Annotated in this window: 32 protein-coding genes and 3 pseudogenes; 34 read left to right on the top strand and 1 reads right to left on the bottom strand. The window is 43.7% G+C overall.

The genetic code is table 11. The annotated features are described in order from the left end of the window. Positions 1–94: 94 nt before the first annotated feature. The 14 genes and pseudogenes from JNUCC21_RS14685 to JNUCC21_RS14620 all read left to right on the top strand — a co-directional run bounded on the left by JNUCC21_RS14685 (position 95) and on the right by JNUCC21_RS14620 (position 7789). Entirely contained in the window at positions 95–280 is a 186-nt protein-coding gene (locus JNUCC21_RS14685; protein WP_369878267.1) for a hypothetical protein, read from the top strand. Beyond that, complete coding sequence (locus tag JNUCC21_RS14680; RefSeq protein WP_369878266.1) at positions 280–1230, top strand: YqaJ viral recombinase family protein; 951 nt, start codon at positions 280–282, stop codon at positions 1228–1230. The genes JNUCC21_RS14685 and JNUCC21_RS14680 overlap by 1 nt, the downstream gene beginning before the upstream one ends. Continuing rightward, complete coding sequence (gene recT, locus JNUCC21_RS14675) at positions 1223–2122, top strand: recombination protein RecT (protein WP_369878265.1); 900 nt, start codon at positions 1223–1225, stop codon at positions 2120–2122. Before JNUCC21_RS14680 ends, recT begins: the two co-directional genes overlap by 8 nt. A gap of 166 nt (positions 2123–2288) precedes the next feature. Continuing rightward, complete coding sequence (locus JNUCC21_RS14670; protein WP_369878264.1) at positions 2289–3263, top strand: hypothetical protein; 975 nt, start codon at positions 2289–2291, stop codon at positions 3261–3263. Then, positions 3253–4035, top strand: coding sequence for an ATP-binding protein (locus tag JNUCC21_RS14665; RefSeq protein WP_369878263.1), 783 nt, complete (start codon positions 3253–3255; stop codon positions 4033–4035). The genes JNUCC21_RS14670 and JNUCC21_RS14665 overlap by 11 nt, the downstream gene beginning before the upstream one ends. 9 nt (positions 4036–4044) lie before the next feature. Continuing rightward, complete coding sequence (locus JNUCC21_RS14660) at positions 4045–4188, top strand: hypothetical protein (protein WP_369878262.1); 144 nt, start codon at positions 4045–4047, stop codon at positions 4186–4188. 145 nt (positions 4189–4333) lie between these two features. Then, positions 4334–4816 carry a YopX family protein gene (locus JNUCC21_RS14655; RefSeq protein ID WP_369878261.1) on the top strand — a complete coding sequence of 161 codons (483 nt, stop codon included), beginning with the start codon at positions 4334–4336 and terminating at the stop codon, positions 4814–4816. Beyond that, positions 4803–5261: a DUF1064 domain-containing protein gene (locus JNUCC21_RS14650; protein WP_369878260.1), complete on the top strand. Its 459-nt coding sequence runs from the start codon at positions 4803–4805 to the stop codon at positions 5259–5261. Before JNUCC21_RS14655 ends, JNUCC21_RS14650 begins: the two co-directional genes overlap by 14 nt. A 74-nt stretch (positions 5262–5335) precedes the next feature. Then, entirely contained in the window at positions 5336–5512 is a 177-nt protein-coding gene (locus JNUCC21_RS14645; RefSeq protein WP_369878843.1) for a hypothetical protein, read from the top strand. Positions 5513–5593: 81 nt separating this feature from the next. Continuing rightward, complete coding sequence (locus JNUCC21_RS14640) at positions 5594–5797, top strand: XtrA/YqaO family protein (protein ID WP_003155894.1); 204 nt, start codon at positions 5594–5596, stop codon at positions 5795–5797. 31 nt (positions 5798–5828) lie between these two features. Next, entirely contained in the window at positions 5829–6113 is a 285-nt protein-coding gene (locus JNUCC21_RS14635) for a hypothetical protein (protein ID WP_369878259.1), read from the top strand. Then, the gene (locus tag JNUCC21_RS14630) at positions 6110–6367 is read left to right on the top strand and encodes a hypothetical protein (protein ID WP_369878258.1); all 258 of its coding nucleotides are present in this window, start codon (positions 6110–6112) and stop codon (positions 6365–6367) included. Before JNUCC21_RS14635 ends, JNUCC21_RS14630 begins: the two co-directional genes overlap by 4 nt. Positions 6368–6371: 4 nt before the next feature. Beyond that, positions 6372–7399, top strand: a pseudogene (locus JNUCC21_RS14625) (DNA cytosine methyltransferase). Then, positions 7378–7789: pseudogene (locus JNUCC21_RS14620) on the top strand (hypothetical protein). Before JNUCC21_RS14625 ends, JNUCC21_RS14620 begins: the two co-directional pseudogenes overlap by 22 nt. Positions 7790–7930: 141 nt before the next feature. Here JNUCC21_RS14620 and JNUCC21_RS14615 read toward each other — a convergent pair. Next, on the bottom strand, positions 7931–8281 hold the full coding sequence (locus tag JNUCC21_RS14615) for an Ig-like domain-containing protein (RefSeq protein WP_369878257.1): 351 nt from the start codon (positions 8279–8281) through the stop codon (positions 7931–7933). A 108-nt stretch (positions 8282–8389) separates the two neighbouring features. Here JNUCC21_RS14615 and JNUCC21_RS14610 point away from each other — a divergent pair. From JNUCC21_RS14610 to JNUCC21_RS14515, 20 genes and pseudogenes are all read left to right on the top strand, one after another. After that, positions 8390–8668, top strand: a pseudogene (locus JNUCC21_RS14610) (hypothetical protein); the annotation flags it as partial. 57 nt (positions 8669–8725) lie between these two features. Beyond that, positions 8726–9016 (top strand): hypothetical protein, encoded by a 291-nt coding sequence (locus JNUCC21_RS14605; RefSeq protein ID WP_127010311.1) that lies wholly within the window; start codon positions 8726–8728, stop codon positions 9014–9016. A 200-nt stretch (positions 9017–9216) separates the two neighbouring features. Beyond that, positions 9217–9345: a hypothetical protein gene (locus JNUCC21_RS14600; protein ID WP_014470571.1), complete on the top strand. Its 129-nt coding sequence runs from the start codon at positions 9217–9219 to the stop codon at positions 9343–9345. Positions 9346–9359: 14 nt separating this feature from the next. Further along, positions 9360–9563, top strand: a complete 204-nt coding sequence (locus tag JNUCC21_RS14595; protein ID WP_369878256.1) for a hypothetical protein — start codon at positions 9360–9362, stop codon at positions 9561–9563. Positions 9564–9565: 2 nt separating this feature from the next. After that, positions 9566–10027: a sigma factor-like helix-turn-helix DNA-binding protein gene (locus JNUCC21_RS14590; RefSeq protein ID WP_369878255.1), complete on the top strand. Its 462-nt coding sequence runs from the start codon at positions 9566–9568 to the stop codon at positions 10025–10027. A 169-nt stretch (positions 10028–10196) separates the two neighbouring features. After that, entirely contained in the window at positions 10197–10589 is a 393-nt protein-coding gene (locus tag JNUCC21_RS14585) for a hypothetical protein (protein ID WP_369878254.1), read from the top strand. A gap of 335 nt (positions 10590–10924) precedes the next feature. After that, positions 10925–11296 carry a YrdB family protein gene (locus tag JNUCC21_RS14580; RefSeq protein WP_369878827.1) on the top strand — a complete coding sequence of 124 codons (372 nt, stop codon included), beginning with the start codon at positions 10925–10927 and terminating at the stop codon, positions 11294–11296. A gap of 141 nt (positions 11297–11437) precedes the next feature. Then, a complete protein-coding gene (locus tag JNUCC21_RS14575) occupies positions 11438–11980 on the top strand; it encodes a hypothetical protein (protein ID WP_369878253.1) in 543 nt (180 codons plus the stop codon). Between the two features lie 200 nt (positions 11981–12180). Further along, complete coding sequence (locus tag JNUCC21_RS14570) at positions 12181–12399, top strand: hypothetical protein (RefSeq protein WP_369878252.1); 219 nt, start codon at positions 12181–12183, stop codon at positions 12397–12399. Between the two features lie 154 nt (positions 12400–12553). Continuing rightward, on the top strand, positions 12554–13282 hold the full coding sequence (gene terS / locus JNUCC21_RS14565) for a phage terminase small subunit (RefSeq protein ID WP_369878251.1): 729 nt from the start codon (positions 12554–12556) through the stop codon (positions 13280–13282). After that, positions 13269–14474: a PBSX family phage terminase large subunit gene (locus JNUCC21_RS14560; protein ID WP_014470565.1), complete on the top strand. Its 1206-nt coding sequence runs from the start codon at positions 13269–13271 to the stop codon at positions 14472–14474. Before terS ends, JNUCC21_RS14560 begins: the two co-directional genes overlap by 14 nt. Positions 14475–14477: 3 nt before the next feature. Beyond that, the gene (locus JNUCC21_RS14555; RefSeq protein WP_369878250.1) at positions 14478–15911 is read left to right on the top strand and encodes a phage portal protein; all 1434 of its coding nucleotides are present in this window, start codon (positions 14478–14480) and stop codon (positions 15909–15911) included. A 266-nt stretch (positions 15912–16177) separates the two neighbouring features. After that, positions 16178–16897 (top strand): DUF4355 domain-containing protein, encoded by a 720-nt coding sequence (locus JNUCC21_RS14550; RefSeq protein WP_369878249.1) that lies wholly within the window; start codon positions 16178–16180, stop codon positions 16895–16897. Between the two features lie 14 nt (positions 16898–16911). Then, positions 16912–17772 (top strand): phage capsid protein, encoded by an 861-nt coding sequence (locus JNUCC21_RS14545; RefSeq protein ID WP_014470561.1) that lies wholly within the window; start codon positions 16912–16914, stop codon positions 17770–17772. 13 nt (positions 17773–17785) lie between these two features. Then, a complete protein-coding gene (locus tag JNUCC21_RS14540; protein WP_014470560.1) occupies positions 17786–17989 on the top strand; it encodes a hypothetical protein in 204 nt (67 codons plus the stop codon). A gap of 11 nt (positions 17990–18000) precedes the next feature. Further along, a complete protein-coding gene (locus tag JNUCC21_RS14535) occupies positions 18001–18870 on the top strand; it encodes a phage minor head protein (RefSeq protein ID WP_369878248.1) in 870 nt (289 codons plus the stop codon). 14 nt (positions 18871–18884) lie between these two features. Next, the gene (locus JNUCC21_RS14530; RefSeq protein WP_103042006.1) at positions 18885–19220 is read left to right on the top strand and encodes a phage head-tail connector protein; all 336 of its coding nucleotides are present in this window, start codon (positions 18885–18887) and stop codon (positions 19218–19220) included. Positions 19221–19224: 4 nt separating this feature from the next. Then, on the top strand, positions 19225–19728 hold the full coding sequence (locus JNUCC21_RS14525) for a hypothetical protein (protein ID WP_103042007.1): 504 nt from the start codon (positions 19225–19227) through the stop codon (positions 19726–19728). Then, positions 19728–20117 carry a hypothetical protein gene (locus tag JNUCC21_RS14520; protein WP_103042008.1) on the top strand — a complete coding sequence of 130 codons (390 nt, stop codon included), beginning with the start codon at positions 19728–19730 and terminating at the stop codon, positions 20115–20117. The genes JNUCC21_RS14525 and JNUCC21_RS14520 overlap by 1 nt, the downstream gene beginning before the upstream one ends. Beyond that, positions 20074–20544, top strand: coding sequence for a hypothetical protein (locus JNUCC21_RS14515; RefSeq protein ID WP_014470555.1), 471 nt, complete (start codon positions 20074–20076; stop codon positions 20542–20544). Before JNUCC21_RS14520 ends, JNUCC21_RS14515 begins: the two co-directional genes overlap by 44 nt. Position 20545 lies beyond the last annotated feature (1 nt).

The raw sequence follows: 20545 nt of genomic DNA, 5'->3' as shown, positions 1-20545 counted from the left end.
CACTCGGCAAAGTGGACTTCAAAAGGTCTTTTGGTAAAGATTAGTTCCTTTATTATACCAAATCACCTCATAAAAGACAATGGAGGTTTTACACATGGCTAAACGAATAACAGCATCTTTCAGTGACCGAGCGGACGATCAGAAGCGTTTGAGGAAAGTCGGCGGCTCAATCATGTTCAGTAAAGGCAAACCCGTATTTTCTTTCCCGTCAATGGATGCATACCGAGAATGGCAGCAGCTTGGCGCAGAAGCGTACAAAAGAAAGGTGGGGCTGCTCTGATGCTTGCAAAAGTTTATAGACCTACAGACAACATGACAGAAGAGCAATGGCTTGAGGCGCGGCGTGCGGGGATTGGGGGTTCCGATGCTGCGGCAATTGCTGGCCTAAGTAAGTGGAAAACGCCAATATCAGTTTATTTGGACAAGCTTGGGCAGTCACCCCAGGAGCATATAACCAGTGAGGCGGCATACTGGGGGCATATTCACGAAGAAACTGTTGCCCGGGAATTTTCAAAGCGGACTGGCAAAAAGGTCCGGCGGCGGAAGGCAATCTTACAGCATCCTGATTACCCGTTTATGCTTGCGAACGTTGATAGATTAATAGTCGGCGAACGAGCAGGACTTGAATGTAAAACAGCTTCAGAATACCTGAAAGGTGAATGGGACGGCGAAGAAGTGCCGGACGCGTATCTGGTTCAATGCCAGCATTATATGGCAGTCACCGGCTTAAACGCTTGGTGGATAGCTGTCCTGATCGGCGGAAATAAATTGGTTTATAAAAAGATTGAGCGAGACGAAGAGCTCATTGCATATCTGATTAAAATTGAACAAGACTTCTGGAAAAACCATGTCGAGAATGAAATACCGCCTATGTTTGATGGTTCTGAGGCTTCTGCGGAGCTTTTAACGCAGCTGTACCCTGTAGGGTTCGAGGATGAAACAGAGCTTCCTCTTGCGGCAAATGAGCTTATTGATCAATACAAATCAGCTAAGGCTGAGGTGAAAGAAGCAACAGAAAGGCTAAAAGAAGCTGAACACAAACTGAAAGGGATGCTCGGGGAGCATGAGGTAGGAAGTGCGGAAAAAGCTCTTGTTACTTGGAAAACCGTCACGACAAATCGGTTTGACTCGAAAGCATTTGCTGCTGAACACCCTGAACTCTTTGAAAAGTTCAATAAAGTATCGACTCATAGAAGATTCAATGTAAAGGAGTTAAAAGACAATGGCTAAAAACGATGATGTTAAAAGCAAACTACAAAACAAAGCAAGTGGAGCCCCCGCCGAAAGGCCGCCTACTCCAGCGCAAACCATAACAGCCTACCTTGAAAAGATGGCGCCTGAGATTCAAAAAGCTTTGCCAGATCACGTGAAACCTGATCGACTAGCGCGTATTGCTTTAACGACAATTCGGACCAATCCGGCTTTATTAGAATGCACTATCCCTTCGCTGCTCGGGGCTGTAATGCAGTCAGCTCAATTAGGATTGGAACCCGGGCTTATCGGTCATTGTTATTTTGTTCCTTTTTGGAATAACAAAGAAAAAAGAAGAGATGTACAATTCATCATCGGTTACAAAGGAATGATTGACCTTGCAAGACGATCGGGACATATCGAAAGTATTTATGCTCATGCCGTTTATGAAACAGATGAATTCGACTACGAACTGGGCTTGCATCCTAAGCTGGTTCATAAGCCGGCTACCGGACAAAGAGGAGCGATAACCCACGTTTACGCAGTAGCTCACTTTAAAGATGGTGGCTATCAATTCGAGGTTTTCAGCAAAGATGATATAGAAAAAACACGAAAACGAAGTAAAGCAAGTGATAACGGACCATGGAAAACAGACTATGAAGAAATGGCTAAGAAAACCGTAATCCGCCGTATGTGGAAGTATCTACCGATAAGTATTGAGATTCAGCAACAAGTTGCTCAAGACGAGACGATCAGAAAGGATATAACAGCAGAAGCCCAGTCAGTATATGACGAAAATGTTTTAGATTTAGGCGGAAATCAATTTCTGAGTGAAACTGAACAGCAGGAAGAAAAGCCAAGCGCGCAGGATGTCGATCTCTTTGACGGTAAGCCTGTAGACATTAGCGAAAATGACCTGCCATTTGATTGAGGTTAGCATACCCTTCTGTTACAAGTGGATGACAGAAGGGACGCCTAACCGGGCGCAACTGTTCCGTGATTATGTTCAGGGTTATATCCGAACAAATGAACCGGGCTGGCGTTTAGTCCGCATCAGCGGCATGACAGCACTGTGTGAAAGGAAGTAGGTGAGCGGCTTGGAAATGCAAGGCATGGGGTATGTTATTCAGCCCCGCCAGCAGTTTGCAAATAGGCGCGAAAAGATTCTTTATATGTGTTTGCTCGAAGAGGCCGTTTTCGCTCCCGTTGGATCATTAAAAACAGGTGAAGCAATGATTAATGTGGCGGAGCTTGCGAGGGACCTATCTATTGATCTTAAAAAAATGCGGTACTCTCTCGGCAAACTTGAGACAGCAGGATTGATCAAAACAAGACGAATGAAGCAGAACAAAGCAACTATTATCACGATTGTTGATTATGAGAAGCTTCAAAACATAAAGAATTACGGAAAGAAAGCAGATTCATTTCCGCCAGTGGAAACCGGGGATTCGGAACAAGAACAAAAAAAGGGTGAGGACATGCAAGACCAAGGTAAATTCAAAAACATTCCTGATTACGCTGATCACTTAATGCCGCAACAGATCAGCAACGAAGACACACTAAAGGACGCATTAAGTGCAGCAGAATTAAAAAATATGAATCTGGCGAGTGAAAAAGAAATTGAAAAATTCGCTGACATGGTTATTAAAATGGGCGCGCTTCCGAAAGGCATCAAAAAAGGCATACTTGTTCAATATCTTGACTGCATCCGGCTTACACGTTCGCATTGCAAAATTTCCGCCAAGTTGCTTGCAAATCATATAGAAAAAATGAGCAAGTACAGCGTCGATCAGCTCCATTACGCTATGTGGGAACATGCTGAGAAATACGACGACCGTAAAGAGGCGTATACACTCGGTATCCTACGCGGAACGAGTGATCATAAAGCGCGGCAAGGGCTTATGAAATTAATGAACCGGGGAGGACGAGGAAATCATGAACAGTTTAGCAACCGCCCTAAAGCAGTTGGAGAAAGCCAATCCACATCTAGCGCAGAAGTTGAAAGACTCGAAGCGCTTGCCCGTGAAAAGGGCCTCTCAGGAAAGATACGAGACACTCACTGTGATTTCTGAGGAAAACTGCATTCATAAACAATGCGACGGCTCAGGGCTCATATGGGTGAAGGATCACAAAGAAAATACTGAGTTTATGAAAGAGTGCCGTTGCAAAGCCGTTAAGGCACTAGAAAATAAATTGATCGGCGCCCGGCTGCCGGAAGAGTTTAAGGATGTCACATTAAACTCTTTTGAAATTGATGTTTACGATCAGGACATTTCTAAAGAGCGGGCAGCCAATGCCAAAAGGGCTTCAAAAAACTATGTGCTTAAATTCGATATGATGCGCGAGCAAGGAAAAGGGCTTTATTTCCACAGTCATGAGAAGGGCAGCGGGAAAACACGGCTTGCTGCAAGTATCCTAAAGGCCATCATAAAAATGCATGATAAGCCGGAAAGCCCTATGAAGATTCTTTATTCGTCAACTGCTGATCTAATCGGTGAAATCAAAAAAACCTTTGATGGAGAGTCAAAGGTGAAGAGCTCGGACATTATAGAGGCTGTTAAAACGGCTGACCTTGCCATCCTGGATGATATAGGCGTTGAAAAAGTCAGCGATTGGGTTGAGGAAACGTTCACACGCATTCTTGATTACAGACTGCAAAATAAGAAACCGACCATCTTCACAAGTAACCTGAGCATTGATGAATTAGACCTTAAATATCCTGAAGGGCGTATCAGCAGCCGGATTGAGAAAATGACCTTTCCAATTCGTATGCCCGATGAAAAGATCAGGAGCAAAAAAGCCAAGCAGGAAAATGATCTACTGCTCCAATCACTATACGAATAGGAGATTGTTATGAAAGAGAAAACAAACGTTATGGTGTCCGGCGGCATGTATCTGTTCGGGCCCGCCGAGCAAACGGTCGGCCAGGACCTTACCCCGGCAATAAGGGTGCTTGAGGAAAAAATCAAACAAATGGAGCTGATGCACAGTGCTTAAAGCTGTTATCCTGCTACCGGCCCTCATCCTCACAGCGCCGTACAAGGAAAAGCAGATTCAGCACTGGGAACAAATTGACGGTAGGTAACGACGGCACGCGGGAACGGGCCGATAAGGAAATAGTCAGAGATATGGAGGCGGAAGAATGAGAGAGATTAAGTTTCGGGCTTGGAGTAATAAATATCAGCACATGTTCAGAGTGAGCGAAATTGCACAAGATAGAAGCGGCTATACACACGGAATTGTAGACGAAGAGTTTGAAAATGAATTTGAACCGGATTTTGAAAGTCCGTTTTGTTGGATAGGCCGTGTAGATTTTACAAAGTCATCTGATGGACGCGTTGCTTCTTTAAGCCAAAATCCAGATGATGAACCCTTTTATTTGATGCAATACACCGGATTGAAGGACAAAAGCGAGGCCAGGCAGGAGATTTGGGAGGGAGACATTCGAAAAGACGCTTTGGGGAGAATATTTAAGGTTGTTTACGACAATGATTTGGCCGCATTTTACGGAGAATATACTAACGGGCATTATGAGTCTCTTGGTGATTGCGGGCCCGATTCTGAATTTCTCGGAACAGTCTATCAAAATCCTGAGCTTTTGGAGGCATCACATGTCAGCCAATAAATACGGCGCCAGAAAAACACAGGTAGACGGCATCACGTTCGACAGCCGGGCCGAAGCCAAATACTATGAGCAATTGAAATGGCTCAAGGTGAGCAAGCAGATCAAAGATTTTAAGCTGCAGCCACGGTTCCTACTTCAAGAGGCATTCAAAAAGAACGGCAAAACTTTTCGGAAGATTGAATATATTGCAGACTTTGAGATTCATAACCTTGATGGCAGCGTTGAAGTCATCGACATTAAGGGCATGGAAACGAAGGAATTTGCCATCAAACGCAAGCTGTATGAGCGGCTTTACGAGACGCCACTCAAGGTGCTGGCGTTGGATAAGGCACTCGGCTTCATTGAGCTGGACGAGCTGAAAAAACTCAAAAGAAAGGCGGGGAAGACCACTGTAAAACGTGGTAATCGCAGACGATCGGCCGTTGTGGGTGCAGGAAGAAGATAAGCTCATGGCCTGCATGACGCTCTGTTCCGAATACAAACGATGCGCCAGCCGGATGGGAGCGGATTGCAAAAAGCTTGGAGGTTCAGAAGGTTATAGCTATACAAGAAAAAATCAATCCATACAAGCCAGGACCGGTTGAAGAATGGAAAATGACGCCGGAGGAGTTGGCGGCTTACATCGAAAAGCATCCAATCATCTACCGTGAGGAATTAAAGCCATCTGCCGGCTTAACGATGCGGCTTCCGTCGTAAAACGTAAAAAAGCACCGAAGCCGAAGCCCCGATGCTCTGATATGAACTGGTACTTCTATCATAGCACAGGGGGCGGCTAGAGTGAACAAGCCAACAGAAATAAAAAATCATGAAACAACTATTCAGCAAAGCATCGAGCCGGGGAAAGTCCGTATCATCGTTTTAGATGGCACTGAAGGGACTGCTCATCTAATGGACGCCCCGGAACACGGTAAAACAATCATTCAAACAATAAAAGGCGGCCTGGCTCGTTGTGATTACGAGATCGGCCATAAATTCAAATAGCAGGGGTTTCCCTTGCTGGGGAGGAACGGGCATGAAAGAGAGAATTGAACGTCTGAAAAAACTGACATACATTCCTCAGAAGGAAATTGCTTGGCTTATTGAGCAAGCTGAACTGACTGTTAAGCAGCAGGAAATCATCGAGGAAAACAAGCTTCAGCAGGAAGTAACCGTTCATCAATTCCGACAGGCACAAAAGGACATTCAGCATCTAAGCGGGGATAGAAAACGATACAAACAGGCATTAGAAAAGATCATTACTAATATGAGTTTCGCGATAACAGTTGCCCAAAACGAATTGGAGGGTGCAGCAGAATGATGCCATTACAAGTAGAACTTCAGCGGAACGTGAAGGCCACGAAGGACGAAGCGATGACCGTCGAGCAGGCGGCCGAGCTTTTAAAGGTTCACCCGGACTACATCCCGACGCTGGTCGCTCGGTCTGACGATCTAAAAATGATCGGCGACCATACCATTATCGCTAAACGGGATAAAACAAATATCTGGCTTGTCGGGGCATGCGTGGGGCTTTTCTTCTTCGCTGTTTGTGTCCTGCCGGGAATGTTGGGGTGACGGGATGAAAAGTATTGAATTGTTCGCCGGCATTGGAGGGATTGCTCTTGCGGCTGAATGGGCTGGCATTGAGACAGTTGCGTTCTGTGAGCGTGAACCCTTTTGTCAGAAGGTATTAAATAAAAATTTCCCGGACGTTCCCATCTTCGATGATGTATGCACCTTGAATAAACAGCTTTTAGAAGAAAAAGGAGTGATTGAACCAGATGGAACAATTGACATTATTTCAGGGGATTCCCTTGCCAGCCTTACAGTATTGCCGGGAAGCGAAGAGGCACGGAAGATGACCGCGACCTCTGGCCGGAAATGTTTAGGATCATCAAAGAGCTCAGACCCACTTGGGTTGTTGGTGAAAACGTTGCTAACTTCGCAAACATGGAACTCGACCGCACGCTATTTGACTTGGAAAGTGCGGGTTACAAAGGGCAATCGTTTATTATACCGGCTTGTGCCGTCGACGCCAAACATCGAAGAGATCGAACTTTCGTTGTTGCCTACTCCGACAGCTTCGGACGGCACAACAGGCAAAATAATAGGGAAGAACGACAATTTCACAATCAACTCATCAGGAACGTTGCGGAAGAGGACAGGCAACGGAACAGACGGTTCAATAGGCCTGGGGAGGTATGTTCAGTTTTTTCCGACCCCGCAATCAAGGGATCACAGATCGGGGGACAAGCCCAATTCAAAACGCGCACACAGGAAGGCGGAGCAGGGATGGAGTCTGAACCTAAACGATGCTGTAATGTGGCCCACTCCGAGAACCAAAGGGATGTGCGGCGGCACCGGATCATTTCAAACGATGATCGAACTACAGGAAAAGGGAGTTATTTCGGAACAGGAACGGAAACAGATGACGGCGGGCAATGCTGGTCAGCTGAACCCGACGTGGGTCGAGTGGCTCATGGGGTTCCCGATCGGGTGGACAGAATTAAAGGATTAGGCAACGCGGTTGTGCCTCAACAGATTTACCCAATTTTTAAAGCGATTATGGATCAGGAGGCTACGAGATGCCTACAGCAGAGCAATTGAAAAGAATGAACGACATAAACGATTTGATCAAGCTTATCGCAAGCATTAATAGATGTATTTTCTACTGTAAGTCAAAGAATCGGACAGCGTATTTCAGGTTTAAGAAAAAATTGTTCTTCGTTGATGATTACACGGGGGATGATGTTTACCCGTATGAATTGGGATACGGTCGTGCAAACGGCTTTTCGCATGGGGGCAACATGTGGCAACTGGTCAAGCTTTAGAAAATTCATCATAACAGGGAAATGCGGCGAGCTGAGAGATGATAAAGAAATATGGGCTTACAGCTATGAAGGATGTATGAAAATCCGTCAGAAGGCGAAGGAGATCGGTTTCATTGAAAGCGTTGATTACGCCTATAGCTTTGATGAATGGGCGGATAGTAAATGATCGAATACCATTGCCCGGACTGCGATTATAAAATACTTGATTTAGAAATCCGTGCAGTGTCCGCTGCCCTCATTGGGGGCGCGGTATGGTGATAAAGTGGAAAAATAGAAGAGCATATTAGAATGCTCTTCTATTCGAAAATTAATAGACAAATACGTGTAACTGACCGTATACTGATCCATTTTTGAATATGGTTAAATATGCATTTCCAGCTTTATTGCCACGGACAAGTCCATTGGTATCTACTGTGAAAACAGCGCTATTATCTGAATGATAAGCGAATCCTGATCCTAAATATTTTGCATCTAATTGTTTAGAACCCCCAGCTCTCACTTCAAAAGTATCGTAATAGGCTTTAATTGGACCAGGAGATATAGATGTTTGCGTTTCATTTTTTTGAGGAGTTATCTCCTTAGCTGAAGCCATACCACTAATTGAAAAAGCTAATACAGGAATCGATAGTGCAGTCACAGCAATCTTTTTGAAATTCATTTTAAACACTCCCTTGGTTTTTTATGGAACACAGTAAGAATTCGAGCAAAATAACAATTATCCTTGTAAATAAATGTTAATTATTTGTGAATTAGGAAGGGGAAAATAATGAAAAAACTATTCAAATCAATCATTTTATCAGCTGCATTACTTACGGGAGCGGCGGTCGTTGCGCCATCTGCTTCCGCTGCATGGTCTGGCTGGCAAAACGAATCCGGGTACAGCGGCCGGGTGTTTACGGACGCCGCGACATACACGGGCAGCGCCTCAACGGTGGACTGGAAAGCCGAGAAAAAAGGATCAAGCACACTTTATTACACAGCCGGCGTTTACAAGAAGCGTAGCGGCGGTGGGCTTACTGATACGAATCTGGTACAGCGGGGCAGCTCAGCAAAATTCATTGTGAAGTAAGATAAATTCAAAGAAGAAGCGGAGGAAAATACAATGCTACAATTAACAAAAGAACAGGCTGCGGCTTTCGAGAGCCTACGGAAAAGTGTTAGCTTAGGGAATTGGCAAGGAGAATGGGCCCCGTTAAACAGCGTTGATCCTGTCGCGCTTGCAACTGCCCTCGCTACCAACGAATATCAGATATTAAAGACGCCTGCCGATGAATTCGAAGAGGCTTTTGATGCAATTCGAGAAGAGGCTGAAACCAAAAGCCCTGAGGCCACAAGATACTTGGATGAAGTGAACGGTTTTTGGGAGCAATATAAAGAGAAAGCCGGCCTTTAATGGTTTGGTAACCCTATTGAACCCGGATTATGGTAAAATATAAGCATATGAAGAGTTAAAAATGAGCCTGTTGGCATTACGCAGCCAAGGAGCTTAAAAATAAATACGTCCAAGACGGAAAGCCTGCGGACACTGATCATTGCACAGAATTTTTTCTGCGCTCTGGTTGGTGTCCGTTTTTTGTTATCAGGAGGGATGACATGAAGCGGAAGAAAAAGGAGCCAGATAAAAACGTTTCTGAGCGATCAGATCGCTTTTGGCAGCGGATGATGGGACAAAATATGCAAACTCTGAAAAGAGGCAAGGGCGGCGCTTTGAGACGCAAATAAAGGGAGTGTTTGGTGTGAAGTATGGATTCGCCTATCAAAATGGGGAAATCGTGAATCTTTTGTGCGGAAAAGAAGATTTATTTGAGAATATGAAAAGTTTCTTGATGGAAAAGTGCAGCCTAACAATTCAGGAAGTATCTAAAACTGAATATCTGGCAGAACAAAAAAAGAACGGTTGGAATGAGAAATATTCTATTTACGGACAGAAGGAGAGTTAATAATGTCTGATCAAATGATGGCTTGGGAAATCGAAGAATGGATTCGTGATTACAATTTTATGCTGCGGGAAATCAGTCGATTAAGCCGCATTCTCAACAAAGTGGAGTTTGCCGGGCAGAAGCTTGTGGCTACTTACGGTGACGAAGCAGGAATGCCGAGGGGATCAGCCGGAAAAAGCCAGGCGGAGTTACGTCAGATGGACCGTCGGGAGAAGCGGCTCCGCAAATACGAAATTATCGTTGATTTTCTTGAGCGCTCTACTGAAGAAATAGAGGACGAGAAAAGCCGGATTGTCTTTGATTGCATGTTAGAAGGGATGAGGTTTCGTGAAATCGCGCTGCATCTTGGCGTTTCCCGCGAAACAGTCAGACGCATTAAAAATGATATTGTGTGCCATTTGTGCCAAATGTGCGAAACGTGTCAGCTTTTGCAATTGTTGAATCAGATTAAATCCGCAGTGTAAACTGGAAGGCAGGACGGGGAGGCGAAATATTCCTGCGTCCCCACCAATTTCATATAGTGATCATAAAGCTCTATGCCCTTATTGGGTGTAGGGCTTTCGTTCGACAAATTTCGCGAATTGTTCCTTTCTCTTACTCCTTAACCGATAATAAGGTGGGAGGCGATAAGAAATGGATAACGAATTAAGATTATCTCTAGGAAAATTATTTGGAGAGATTTACAGAATACAAAAGCAACAAGGAATTTGTGATAAATCTGATAATCGAATTTTCGGTCTGCTTAATGGTTTTGAAGAAGAATTAAAGTCAGAATTTGAGGGCCTTAACTTCTATAGTGAGGATAAAGTAAACGCTGTTTGCGATAAACTAAATCCTTATTACACTAATGAAAAAGATATCAGTGATATGCCATCTTTTTCCCAATTTAGACTGGAATTAGAACATGAATCAGGAATAAAGCATACTGAAGTAATTGACATTCTAAAATACCTTTATTCTAAAAGTGCTTATCAACTAGAAATTGATAGGCTGGGGAATTTCAAATTGAATGAAAATGATATTTAAAAGCATCCTTCGGGGTGTTTTTTCGTTTTACGACTGCCACCTATTTATGAAGGGCGCTTTCGTTCGACAAATTCTGCAAATTGTAGACAAATTCCTGTCTATTTGGATAATTATCTGGATAGGAGGGAGAAATTTGTCATATTTCATAATACTCATAGTCGTAGCAATAATTGGTGCATTAGTAACAGCAGCAGTCGGTATTATATCTTCAAAAGTGGAGACGATTTCTCTAAAAACTCCGAGAGACCCAAAAGAGGAAGAACAAAAAAGCTTCTATACAATGAAATAAATTTGTGAAAGAGCATCCTGCGGGAGGGCTTTTTAATACAGAGGAGTTGGAAAAACTGAACCAAACTAATTTACTTTTAAGATTCGCCCTTGAAATTGCTGCATTAATCTGCATAGGGGTGTTTGCATGGAGTCATTTCCATGGTTTTTTAAGATATGTTTTAACTTTAGTATTGCCGATAGTAGCAATGCTAATTTGGACTGTATTTGCAGTACCTAACGATCCAAGCCGAAGTGGTCAAACTGTAATAGCCGTAAATGGAGTTATAAGATTGATTATTGAATTACTGATCTTCGCAATAGCTGTTGCGGCGATTTACTTTAGTGATTTAAAAACAGTTAGTATTATCTTTTTTTGTTTAATAATACTACACTACATAGCTTCAGTTGAACGTATAAAATGGCTTCTAAATCAATAAAGCATCATTATAGATTCAGCACCCTTTATAGGGTGCTTTTTATGTTCTCTGTAAACTGGATTCGGTTAAATCGTTCGACAAAGTTTGCGGACGGTTTCATTGTCATGCTCTTTTGCCGATAAAAGGGATTGAGGTGATAATATGCAAAACCATTCGTTGATGGAAGCAAAAGAAATATCGAAATACCTAGAAAAAAGATACGGGAAACCCTATAAAGAAAATCTGACCATTCAGCAAGTTGTTAAAGAAGCATTAAAAAGAGATCACAGTGAAGAGCAATTGAAACTGATGGTTAATAGATTAGATTCGAATCTCGATGTTTCAAATGATCTAAGCTCTCTTAAAACTATTCCTTTTACATTACTTACATCAGTTCTTGCCGCAGTGCTTAGTGTCTTTGTTGTTATGTTCACTTTCTATTTCAATACTATGAATAGTTTTTCCACCACTATGTTACAAAAGGATAAAGAAAGTAAGATAAATTTTGGAGAACTCCTTAATACTGTTGTTCAAGGTGGAGAGCAAATAGTTTCACCAATACTTTATTTTAGTATCATTATGGCTTTTATAATGTTTGGGATGTGGGGGTGGATCACAACTAAAAGTAAGAGATATTATGAACAGCAGCGGGGTTTTAAGTTGTTATTAGACGAAGTATTGAAAGAGTTAAAAGAAGTAGTTTAAGGATAGGCAATGAACAGTTGGCATCATTCTACGGGATGATGCTTTTTTATATTCTCTGTAAACTGCTTCCGGTAAGTCTCAGGATAGACAATTGGCGGTTAACGGCTTGAGCACGGTGGTGGTTTAGAAGGAATATTAAAAAAGTATATGTTAAACAAAACAGTGGGAATCTTAATTTATGTACAAAGGAGGTGTAATAGATGGATAAAAAAGAGAAGAAATCAGTGATGGATATACCCATTTTTACAGGTGAGTTATTAACCCAAAAATACCAAGCTGTCTGTAATGGTCATATTGGTGGATGGTATGGTACATGTTATGAGAATCGTTCAGATGCTTTAACCGATGCAACAGAACATGATAATAGTCAGCATGGCGGAGATCACTGGGCGGTTGTCGTACGTAGAACATGTGATTAATTTTAGGAGCGATTACCATCTTGAATATTAATTATCCAAGTGGTTATGGCCCTGATGATAGCCTTCAATTAAATTAGTTGAAATAAAGGCGCCTTAAGGCGTCTTTATTTTTTCCAAAACAACACGAATCAGAAGGGGGCGGCGGTGAATGTAGATGGCCGAGAAGCACATTCAGGCGTATAAGGATTACGTCAAAGGCATGAAATACAAGGACCTTGCCGAGAAATACGGAGTGTCAGTGAACACCATTAAATCGTGGAAGCAGCGGCATGGTTGGGAAAGGGAAAAGGGTGCACCCTCTGAAAAAAGTGTGCACACAAAAAAAGGCGGTCAACCTGGCAACAAAAACGCATTGGGAAACAACGGTGGTGCCCCAGAGAGAAATCGAAATGCGGTTTCGCATGGATTCTTCTCAAAGTATCTACCAGAGGAAACGCTGTCCATTATGGAAGAGATTCAAGAGCGTTCCCCTGCTAATATGATATGGGATCAAATACAGATACAATATGCAGCCATCCTCCGGGCGCAACGCATTATGTTTGTGCAGGATAAAGAAGAAATGATTAAAGAACTGAAGAAGAAAAAATCCTTCGTATCTGATGTAAATGAAGTTGACGAGGAAGAATATGAATTCCAATTCGCTTGGGATCGCCATGCAACATTCCTGAATGCTCAATCTCGGGCAATGGGGGAGCTCCGGAGCTTGATCAAGCAATTTGACCAGTTGGCGCATGAACAAGATGAGCGCCGCCTTAAATTGGAACAAATGCGCTTGAATATCGAGAAGACGAAGAAGGCCATTAACGGCGGCGACGAAAACACCAAAGAAAATGAGATTGCTACAATGTTGAGAAAAATGGTGGATGCCGATGGAACTGAATAAAAAGCAAAAGGAAGTTTGGGACAGCTTCATAAAAGAGCAGCCCAAAATTTTAATTTGTAGCGGCGCAAAGAGGGCAGGAAAAACATTCGTGCTCCTTTTGGCGTTTCTTGCTCACGTCAGCAAGTATCAAAACATGGGACTGAATTTTGTTATCGGCGGGGCGAACCTGGGAACTATCAGGCGGAACGTTCTGAATGATTTAGAACAGATTCTCGGCAAGGAATTGAAACTCAATAAGTCGAGCGCTGTTGAGATATTCGGTAATCAGGTATATTGCTTTGACGGAGCAAACGCAAATTCATGGAAAAAGGCGCGGGGGTTCACGTCAGCCGGCGCGTTTCTGAATGAGGCGACCGCCCTGCATGATTCATTTGTAAAAGAAGTCATTTCCCGGTGCTCATACAAAGGCGCTGTGGTCATGATGGATACAAACCCCGAAAACCCGATGCACACCGTAAAAACCGATTATATCGATAAAGACGGGCAAAAGTTGAAGAGCGGCCGGCTGAACATCCGGTCATTTCATTTCTCGCTGTTCGATAACAATTTTCTCGATCCGGAATATGTGGAGAGTATCGTGGCATCGACGCCCAGCGGCATGTTTACCGATCGAGATATAAACGGTTATTGGGTGGCGTCTGAAGGAGTCATTTACCGGGACTTCAATAAGGACATTCACTATATCAGTTCTGAGGAATTGGAGAACAGGCGCGTCAACTTCAAGAAGTATTTCGCCGGCGTTGACTGGGGATATGAGCACCCGGGTTCTATTGTCGTAATCGGGCAAGATGACCAAGGGTGTTTTTATTTGCTCGAAGAACATGCCAAGCAGCATGAGGAAATTGACTACTGGGTGAAAGTAGCAAAAGGCGTAAAGGAGCGGTACGGCAATATTAATTTCTACTGCGATTCTGCGCGGCCAGAGCATGTGCAGCGCTTTAGGCGGGAGAAGTTGCGAGCCCTGAACGCCGATAAGGCGATCATATCCGGTATTGAAGAAGTGGCCCGGCTGTTTAAACGAAATGAGTTATTCGTCGTGAAAGACAAGGTTGAGCGCTTCAAAAAAGAAATTTTCATGTATGTATGGAATCCCAAGACCGGCGACCCTGTGAAGGAATGGGACGACGTGCTGGATGCTCTCCGGTACGCTCTGTATACCCACAACAAGCCGAAACACAGAAAGGGGGAGTGACCAATGAAGGAATATATAAATCTAATTCGCCAGAGTGGAATCAACGGTGACATTATCAAGATGATGATTAATGAACACGTCCCTGTTCGTGAAAAATTGATGAAGCTATATGCAAGATATAAGGCTGATCCGGCAGGCGTTCCCATATTAACACGGTCCATCATTGATTATGGCAGCGCGGGAACCGATAAGGTGCAGCGTATTGATGACAAGGTAAACAATAAGCTGAACAACTCATTTGACTCTGAAATCATTGATACTAAGACAGGCTATATGTTTGGACACCCCATTTCTTATGAAACTGAAGATAAGCAATTGAAAGACCAAGTGAGCACTTTCAATACGAGAAATAACATCGAGGACGCCGATTCCGAACTCGGGAAAATGGCTTCCATCTGCGGTTACGGCGCCCGCCTGCTGTTTGTTAATGAAGAAGGAAACGAATGCCTGAGAAACGTTGATCCGTGGGAATGCATTATTCTCGCATTAGATGATATAACAGAGCCTACGTACGCTTTGCGATATTATTCAGTGTTTGAGTGGGTGAGCGGGAAAAAAGTCGAGTCATATCGGGCTGATTTCTACGATGAAACGTTCATTTATTCGTTTAAGTCGTCTGATAAAGCGAAGTACGATCTTATTGAGACGAAGCCCCATCTTTTCAATGGATGCCCGTTGTTTGGTGTTCCGAACAATAAAGAAATGAAAGGTGACACTGAAAAAGTCATTTCTTTAATTGATGCATACGATAGAACTTTGTCTGACGCATCGAACGAAATCGAACAGTTCCGGCTTGCATACTTGATTGTCAAAGGTGCTTCACTCGATGATGAGGATATGGAAAAGCTAAAAAAGAATGGTGTGTTTGAAGTCTTCGACGATAACGGAGACGTGAAATTTTTATCCAAGGAAATAAACGACGCCATGATCGAAAATCATTTGAACCGTTTGGAAGAAAATATTTTACGTTTTGCGAAGACAGTCAATTTTTCTGACGGCTCTTTCGGGGGCACTATTACAGGCGTTGCCATGCGGTATAAGCTTATGGCGTTGGAACACAAGGCAATTACCATGGAACGCAAAATGACAGCGGCATTCCGGTATCAGTATAAAATACTCTGCTCGGCATGGTCCAAAAGGATACTGGCCGACAAAGACGCGTATCTGAAACTATGGTTTCAATTCAAGCGGAATCTTCCTGCAAACATTCTCGAAGAGGCTCAAGCATCCGCGGAACTCAAAGGGCTGGTAAGCGAAGAAACGCGGCTTGCTCTATTATCATTCATTGATGATGTGCGTTTTGAGATTGAAAGAATGAAAGCGGAAGCAGATGCTTACACCATTGATGATAATCAGGATGAAGACGAGGAACAAGAGGCGAATGAGGATGAAGAAGCTTTTCAAAAGGACGAAAGAAAAAAACAGCCATCTGAATGAAGAGTTTAGGATTAATTCTTTGTTGAGTATGCTGGAAAACGAAAACCTGCTACATGAATCTGAAGAAATATATGCTGAAGTGAAAAAGTCTCTGTTTCTAAACAGGAAGAAGGATAACGTTTCTGATTAATTGAGCAGCAAGCTACTCTTTTGAGTGGCTTTTTTTATGCCTTTTTTTCGCGTTGTAGGCGTTAAAGAGCAACCGAAATACTTTTGAACTTGTTAGGGGCTTCGGCAACTGATAAGGGCAAGGAGGACACACAGAAATGAAACGATTAAACACGGATAAGTCAGTCAGTCCGTCAATGAATTTCATGAAAAAAGAAAGGCTGCCACTGCGCATTAACCTTCAGCATTTTTCCGAACCTGGGGGCGCGGCTGATCCAACACCAGGAGCCCAGCCAGCAGGTGGAACCAGTAACGATCCAGCATCACAGCCGAGCGGCGGAGAACTCACGCTGGATGCAGTACGGGCTTTCCTAGAAACAAATGACGAGGGAAAGAAGCTGCTTCAATCAACATCTGATGCAAGGGTGACAGAGGCGATCAAGACGTATGAGAAAAATACGTTGCCAAAGAAACTTGAGGAAGAGATTTCAAAGCGGTTTCCTCCTGAAACAGAGGAACAAAAGCAATTACGTGAGTTGCAGGAAAAATTCCAGAACCTTGAGCAAGAGAAAACGCGGGAGTCGTTGAGAAATACGGCCCTTTCAATTGCAACGGAAAAGGGTTTGCCTACTAATCTTGTGGACTTTTTTATCGGTCAGGACGATGCGACCACAGAACAAAATTTGAATACCTTGGCCGAAGCCTTCAAGACTTTTGAACAAAGCATCGTAAACGATCATTTCAAAAAGAACGGCAGCACGCCGACACCATCAGGCGGAGCATCAGCCCCGTTAACAGAAGAAGACATTAAAAAGATGAGTCCCGAGGAAGTCAATCAAAACTGGGATCGCATCCAAGCTCTTTATAAGAATCAATAGGAGGATAAAAACACATGGCATTAGATAATTTTATTCCGGTATTATGGAGTGCAAGACTGCTGAGCAATTTACAAAGAACTTTGGTTTATGGTCAAACGGGAGTCATTAACAGAGATTACGAGGGAGAAATCACTGCTGCTGGTGACTCTGTGACAATCAACAATATGGGGCGCGTTAGTGTGGGCGACTACACTAAAAATCAAGACATGGATAACGCGCAAACACTTGATTCTACAAGCCGTAAGCTTCTCATTGACCAGTCAAAATATTTCAACTTTCAGATTGATGACGTTGATAAAATTCAACAAAATCCAAAGTTGATGGACGCGGCTATGCAAGAGGCAGCATACGCTCTGAAAAATACTGCTGATTCATATATTGCTTCTCATTATGTGGATGCAGCTCATACGATCGGCAGCGATACAAAAGTTGTTTCACCAACAAAAAACGACGCGTACGAATATCTGGTTGATCTTTCGGTGAAATTGGATGAAGCAGACGTGCCGGAACAGGGGCGCTGGGTAGTTGTAACGCCTTGGTATGAAGGATTAATGCTAAAAGATGACCGTTTTGTAAAGGCTGGGAACATGTCTTCAGAACAACGCCTTTTAAATGGTGTTATCGGACAAGCGGCCGGATTTACGGTATTAAAATCAAACAATGCTCCACTTTCTAAACCAGAGGGTGGCACAGAAAATCATAAGATTATTGCTGGTCATGGCATGGCGTGGTCTTATGCAGACCAAGCAACCCAAGTCGAGGCTTATCGCCCAGAGAAACGTTTTGCTGATGCAGTAAAAGGGCTTCACTTGTACGGCGCGAAAGTAACAAGACCGGAAGCGCTCGCGGTATTAAGCGCAGCCCGTCCACAATAGGAGGGGCTTTTTTATGTGGATTCAAAATACTGATACCGGTTCAACTTGGTTTGTTGAGGATGAACACGGTAATAAGCTTTTGAAAGAGGACAGATACAAAAAAGTACAGTCGCCCATTAAAAAAGCTGAAAAAAACAGCAAAAAGGCAGCGGACAAAACAACAGATGAAGAGAATCAAGAATCTGCTGACGCTGGTGAAAAAGCATCTGACGAATAGGAGGGAAAGCGGTGGATAAAGAACAAACTGAAAAAGAGCTTTTGAAGCCGTTAACCCGTAAGATGCAGGAGTTTTTACGGAAGCTGAAGCGGCTTTTTCGTGGTACTTCCGAAAAAATACTTTCCAAGTTGACTGCCCTGTTTGTCAAGCTTGATAAAGGGCGCGAAATCAGCCTTGCTGACGCGAATCGGAGTAATGATCTTTCTCAGATTAAGAAGGATATAGCGTCATTGATTACTGCCCTTTCTGCAAAGGTTAAAACGGCTGTTCTTGATTTTCTGAATGAAACCTACGAGTCATCGTATAACTGGCTCATGCTTGGTATCCTATCGGCCGTCGGCTTTAAATTGTCCCGTTCATCGAAAGGAAAATTGACTGTCACATGGGCGGCGTCCGCGTCAATCTCGCAGACTATCACAAGCAAAAATATGCTCAAAGCAATCGAAACGGACCGTAAAAAGACAGTTCAGAAGATCAATCATACGATTGAACGCGGCTTTATTGAGCGGAAACGCTTTGTTCAGGTAGCGAAGGAGCTGGAAGCTGATGTGGGCGTCAGTTATAACCGTGCGCAGCGCATTGCCAGAACAGAAATGCATCGAGTGCGGGAGAAAGCGACACTGGATGCAGCTACGAAAGCCGATTCTAACGGTATTGCCATGAGAAAGATATGGCACAACATGGGTGACGAGCGGGTTCGTGAGGGAAGAAACGCGGATCATGTTCATTTAGAAGGCCAGGCCAGGTTTGTAAATGAGCTGTTTGATCTCGGTCAAGATAAAAACGGCAAGTCTGTGAGGGCGCCGGCACCGGGACAAAGCGGAGATCCCTCAAATGATATAAATTGCAGGTGCTTCGCGACATATGAACCCGTGCTTTGAAAGGACTGAGAGAAATGGACCTGTCAGAATTAAAAATACGGTTGGGAATTCCCGAGGATGACACCTCGCAGGATGCAAAGCTACAAATTGACCTTGAAGACGCAATTTCTTTCGTTAAGGAGGAGTGTAATAACTCTTTTGTCGGACCAGACGGGGTTGAATCATTACCAGGTCCTGTGAAGAAAGGAATTGCTCTCATGATTGAAATTGATCGGGACAGCCCGAAAGGTGTTCAGTCTGAATCAATTGGCGGAATGAGCAAGACATACACGGCGGATGACGTAAGGTATAAACCTGCGTTTGATTTTTTTCGGCCATACAAAAAAATTCGTTTTAAACCATTGAGGTGATCAAATGGGGCGCCGAAATATCCGGGTGCGGGATACAAACCGTATACCGGAATTACTTAGGAACCTTGGACCAAAAGGAAAAATGAAAGTCGGTGTGCTGGACGGCGACCGCCAAATGATCGCGGCTGTTCACGAGTTCGGTTGCCGTATTGCTGTAACTGAGCGCATGCGGAATTATCTTGCTGCCAAAGGTCTTTATCTCAAGAAGGATACACAATTTATTAATATCCCTGAACGGTCATTCTTACGGGCTGGCTGGGATGAAAATGAAGCTGAGATTGTACAAAAGGTAGAGGAACTGGTCAATAGAGCCATAGAGAACGGCGATTCTATTAATGACATCATGAACGCGGTCGGATTACTGGCAAAGGGCCGGTTGCAGACTTATGCAAGAGACTTGCGGAGTCCTGCCAATCATCCTTTTACAACGGAGGAAAAAGGCTCTTCAAATCCGTTAGTAGATACCGGGGAAATGATCGGTTCTATGGATTACGAGGTTGAAAGCTAATGAAAAATCACTTTCAGTTCGGTGATCTGATTGAGAAATACAGCGTTGATTTTACATTGTTGCTCCCGGCGTCTGAGGGGTTTTATGACGATCTCGGAAAATGGGTAGAGGGCAAGCCGGTGGAATCGGAAGAAAAAGGCGCTATTGTCCCATTGCAGGCGCAATTAATTTATCAATCCGGCGGACGGCTTACACAGATGGACAGGCAACTGTACTTCCAGAGGAAAATCCCTTTCAAAGCTCAAGTGGTTTTTGATGGAGTAACCTTTTTGGTGGAAGCAATGACGCCATACGGGACATACGCCGATTTCAATTCCTATATCTTAAAGGCGGTGAGCAATTCAGATGGATTACAACAGCATAATCAGAACGGTTCTCAGAATGATTAAAGAGAAAACCGGCCATGTCGTTATCGAAGCAAACGGGACAGGTAAACAGCCTGAATACCCTTTTTGCACGTATACCGTTACTTCTCCGTATTTGCCGCAACACAGGGGTGTTGAGGAACAAGGAGTGTTAACGGAAGACATTGAGCTGGTTTTTTCTTTTACATGGATTTCAAATAGTCACATTGAAGTCATTTCTCTTGCTCAAGAAACAGCTTCTTACTTCAAAACTGCTGACGCGCGCCAGACGCTTCATGACAACGGCTTGGCGTGGGTGAGAAACGACGGTTTCGGTAATCGGGATACATTTATCACGATAGACACAGAACGCCGTCACGGCTTTGATATGCGTCTTAGAACGCGAGCGGCTTATGGCGAGACACAAGCGGAGTTTTTTGATTCCGCGCAAATAGAAACCATAGGAGGTTAAA

This window comes from Bacillus sp. JNUCC-21 (assembly GCF_041222765.1).
GTDB classification, from domain to species: domain Bacteria; phylum Bacillota; class Bacilli; order Bacillales; family Bacillaceae; genus Bacillus; species Bacillus velezensis.
This window is presented reverse-complemented; position numbering and strand designations above follow the sequence as displayed.

Coding starts and splice junctions, on each gene's coding strand:
- JNUCC21_RS14515 (WP_014470555.1), top strand. CDS start 20,074: ATGGATTACAACAGCATAATCAGAACGGTTCTCAGAATGATTAAAGAG.
- JNUCC21_RS14550 (WP_369878249.1), top strand. CDS start 16,178: ATGAAACGATTAAACACGGATAAGTCAGTCAGTCCGTCAATGAATTTC.
- JNUCC21_RS14630 (WP_369878258.1), top strand. CDS start 6,110: ATGATGCCATTACAAGTAGAACTTCAGCGGAACGTGAAGGCCACGAAG.
- JNUCC21_RS14660 (WP_369878262.1), top strand. CDS start 4,045: ATGAAAGAGAAAACAAACGTTATGGTGTCCGGCGGCATGTATCTGTTC.
- JNUCC21_RS14590 (WP_369878255.1), top strand. CDS start 9,566: ATGTCTGATCAAATGATGGCTTGGGAAATCGAAGAATGGATTCGTGAT.
- JNUCC21_RS14585 (WP_369878254.1), top strand. CDS start 10,197: ATGGATAACGAATTAAGATTATCTCTAGGAAAATTATTTGGAGAGATT.
- JNUCC21_RS14575 (WP_369878253.1), top strand. CDS start 11,438: ATGCAAAACCATTCGTTGATGGAAGCAAAAGAAATATCGAAATACCTA.
- recT (WP_369878265.1), top strand. CDS start 1,223: ATGGCTAAAAACGATGATGTTAAAAGCAAACTACAAAACAAAGCAAGT.
- JNUCC21_RS14525 (WP_103042007.1), top strand. CDS start 19,225: ATGGGGCGCCGAAATATCCGGGTGCGGGATACAAACCGTATACCGGAA.
- JNUCC21_RS14540 (WP_014470560.1), top strand. CDS start 17,786: ATGTGGATTCAAAATACTGATACCGGTTCAACTTGGTTTGTTGAGGAT.
- JNUCC21_RS14560 (WP_014470565.1), top strand. CDS start 13,269: ATGGAACTGAATAAAAAGCAAAAGGAAGTTTGGGACAGCTTCATAAAA.
- JNUCC21_RS14530 (WP_103042006.1), top strand. CDS start 18,885: ATGGACCTGTCAGAATTAAAAATACGGTTGGGAATTCCCGAGGATGAC.
- JNUCC21_RS14655 (WP_369878261.1), top strand. CDS start 4,334: ATGAGAGAGATTAAGTTTCGGGCTTGGAGTAATAAATATCAGCACATG.
- JNUCC21_RS14520 (WP_103042008.1), top strand. CDS start 19,728: ATGAAAAATCACTTTCAGTTCGGTGATCTGATTGAGAAATACAGCGTT.
- JNUCC21_RS14635 (WP_369878259.1), top strand. CDS start 5,829: ATGAAAGAGAGAATTGAACGTCTGAAAAAACTGACATACATTCCTCAG.
- JNUCC21_RS14605 (WP_127010311.1), top strand. CDS start 8,726: ATGCTACAATTAACAAAAGAACAGGCTGCGGCTTTCGAGAGCCTACGG.
- JNUCC21_RS14650 (WP_369878260.1), top strand. CDS start 4,803: ATGTCAGCCAATAAATACGGCGCCAGAAAAACACAGGTAGACGGCATC.
- JNUCC21_RS14680 (WP_369878266.1), top strand. CDS start 280: ATGCTTGCAAAAGTTTATAGACCTACAGACAACATGACAGAAGAGCAA.
- JNUCC21_RS14600 (WP_014470571.1), top strand. CDS start 9,217: ATGAAGCGGAAGAAAAAGGAGCCAGATAAAAACGTTTCTGAGCGATCA.
- JNUCC21_RS14685 (WP_369878267.1), top strand. CDS start 95: ATGGCTAAACGAATAACAGCATCTTTCAGTGACCGAGCGGACGATCAG.
- JNUCC21_RS14545 (WP_014470561.1), top strand. CDS start 16,912: ATGGCATTAGATAATTTTATTCCGGTATTATGGAGTGCAAGACTGCTG.
- JNUCC21_RS14570 (WP_369878252.1), top strand. CDS start 12,181: ATGGATAAAAAAGAGAAGAAATCAGTGATGGATATACCCATTTTTACA.
- JNUCC21_RS14555 (WP_369878250.1), top strand. CDS start 14,478: ATGAAGGAATATATAAATCTAATTCGCCAGAGTGGAATCAACGGTGAC.
- terS (WP_369878251.1), top strand. CDS start 12,554: ATGGCCGAGAAGCACATTCAGGCGTATAAGGATTACGTCAAAGGCATG.
- JNUCC21_RS14615 (WP_369878257.1), bottom strand. CDS start 8,281: ATGAATTTCAAAAAGATTGCTGTGACTGCACTATCGATTCCTGTATTA.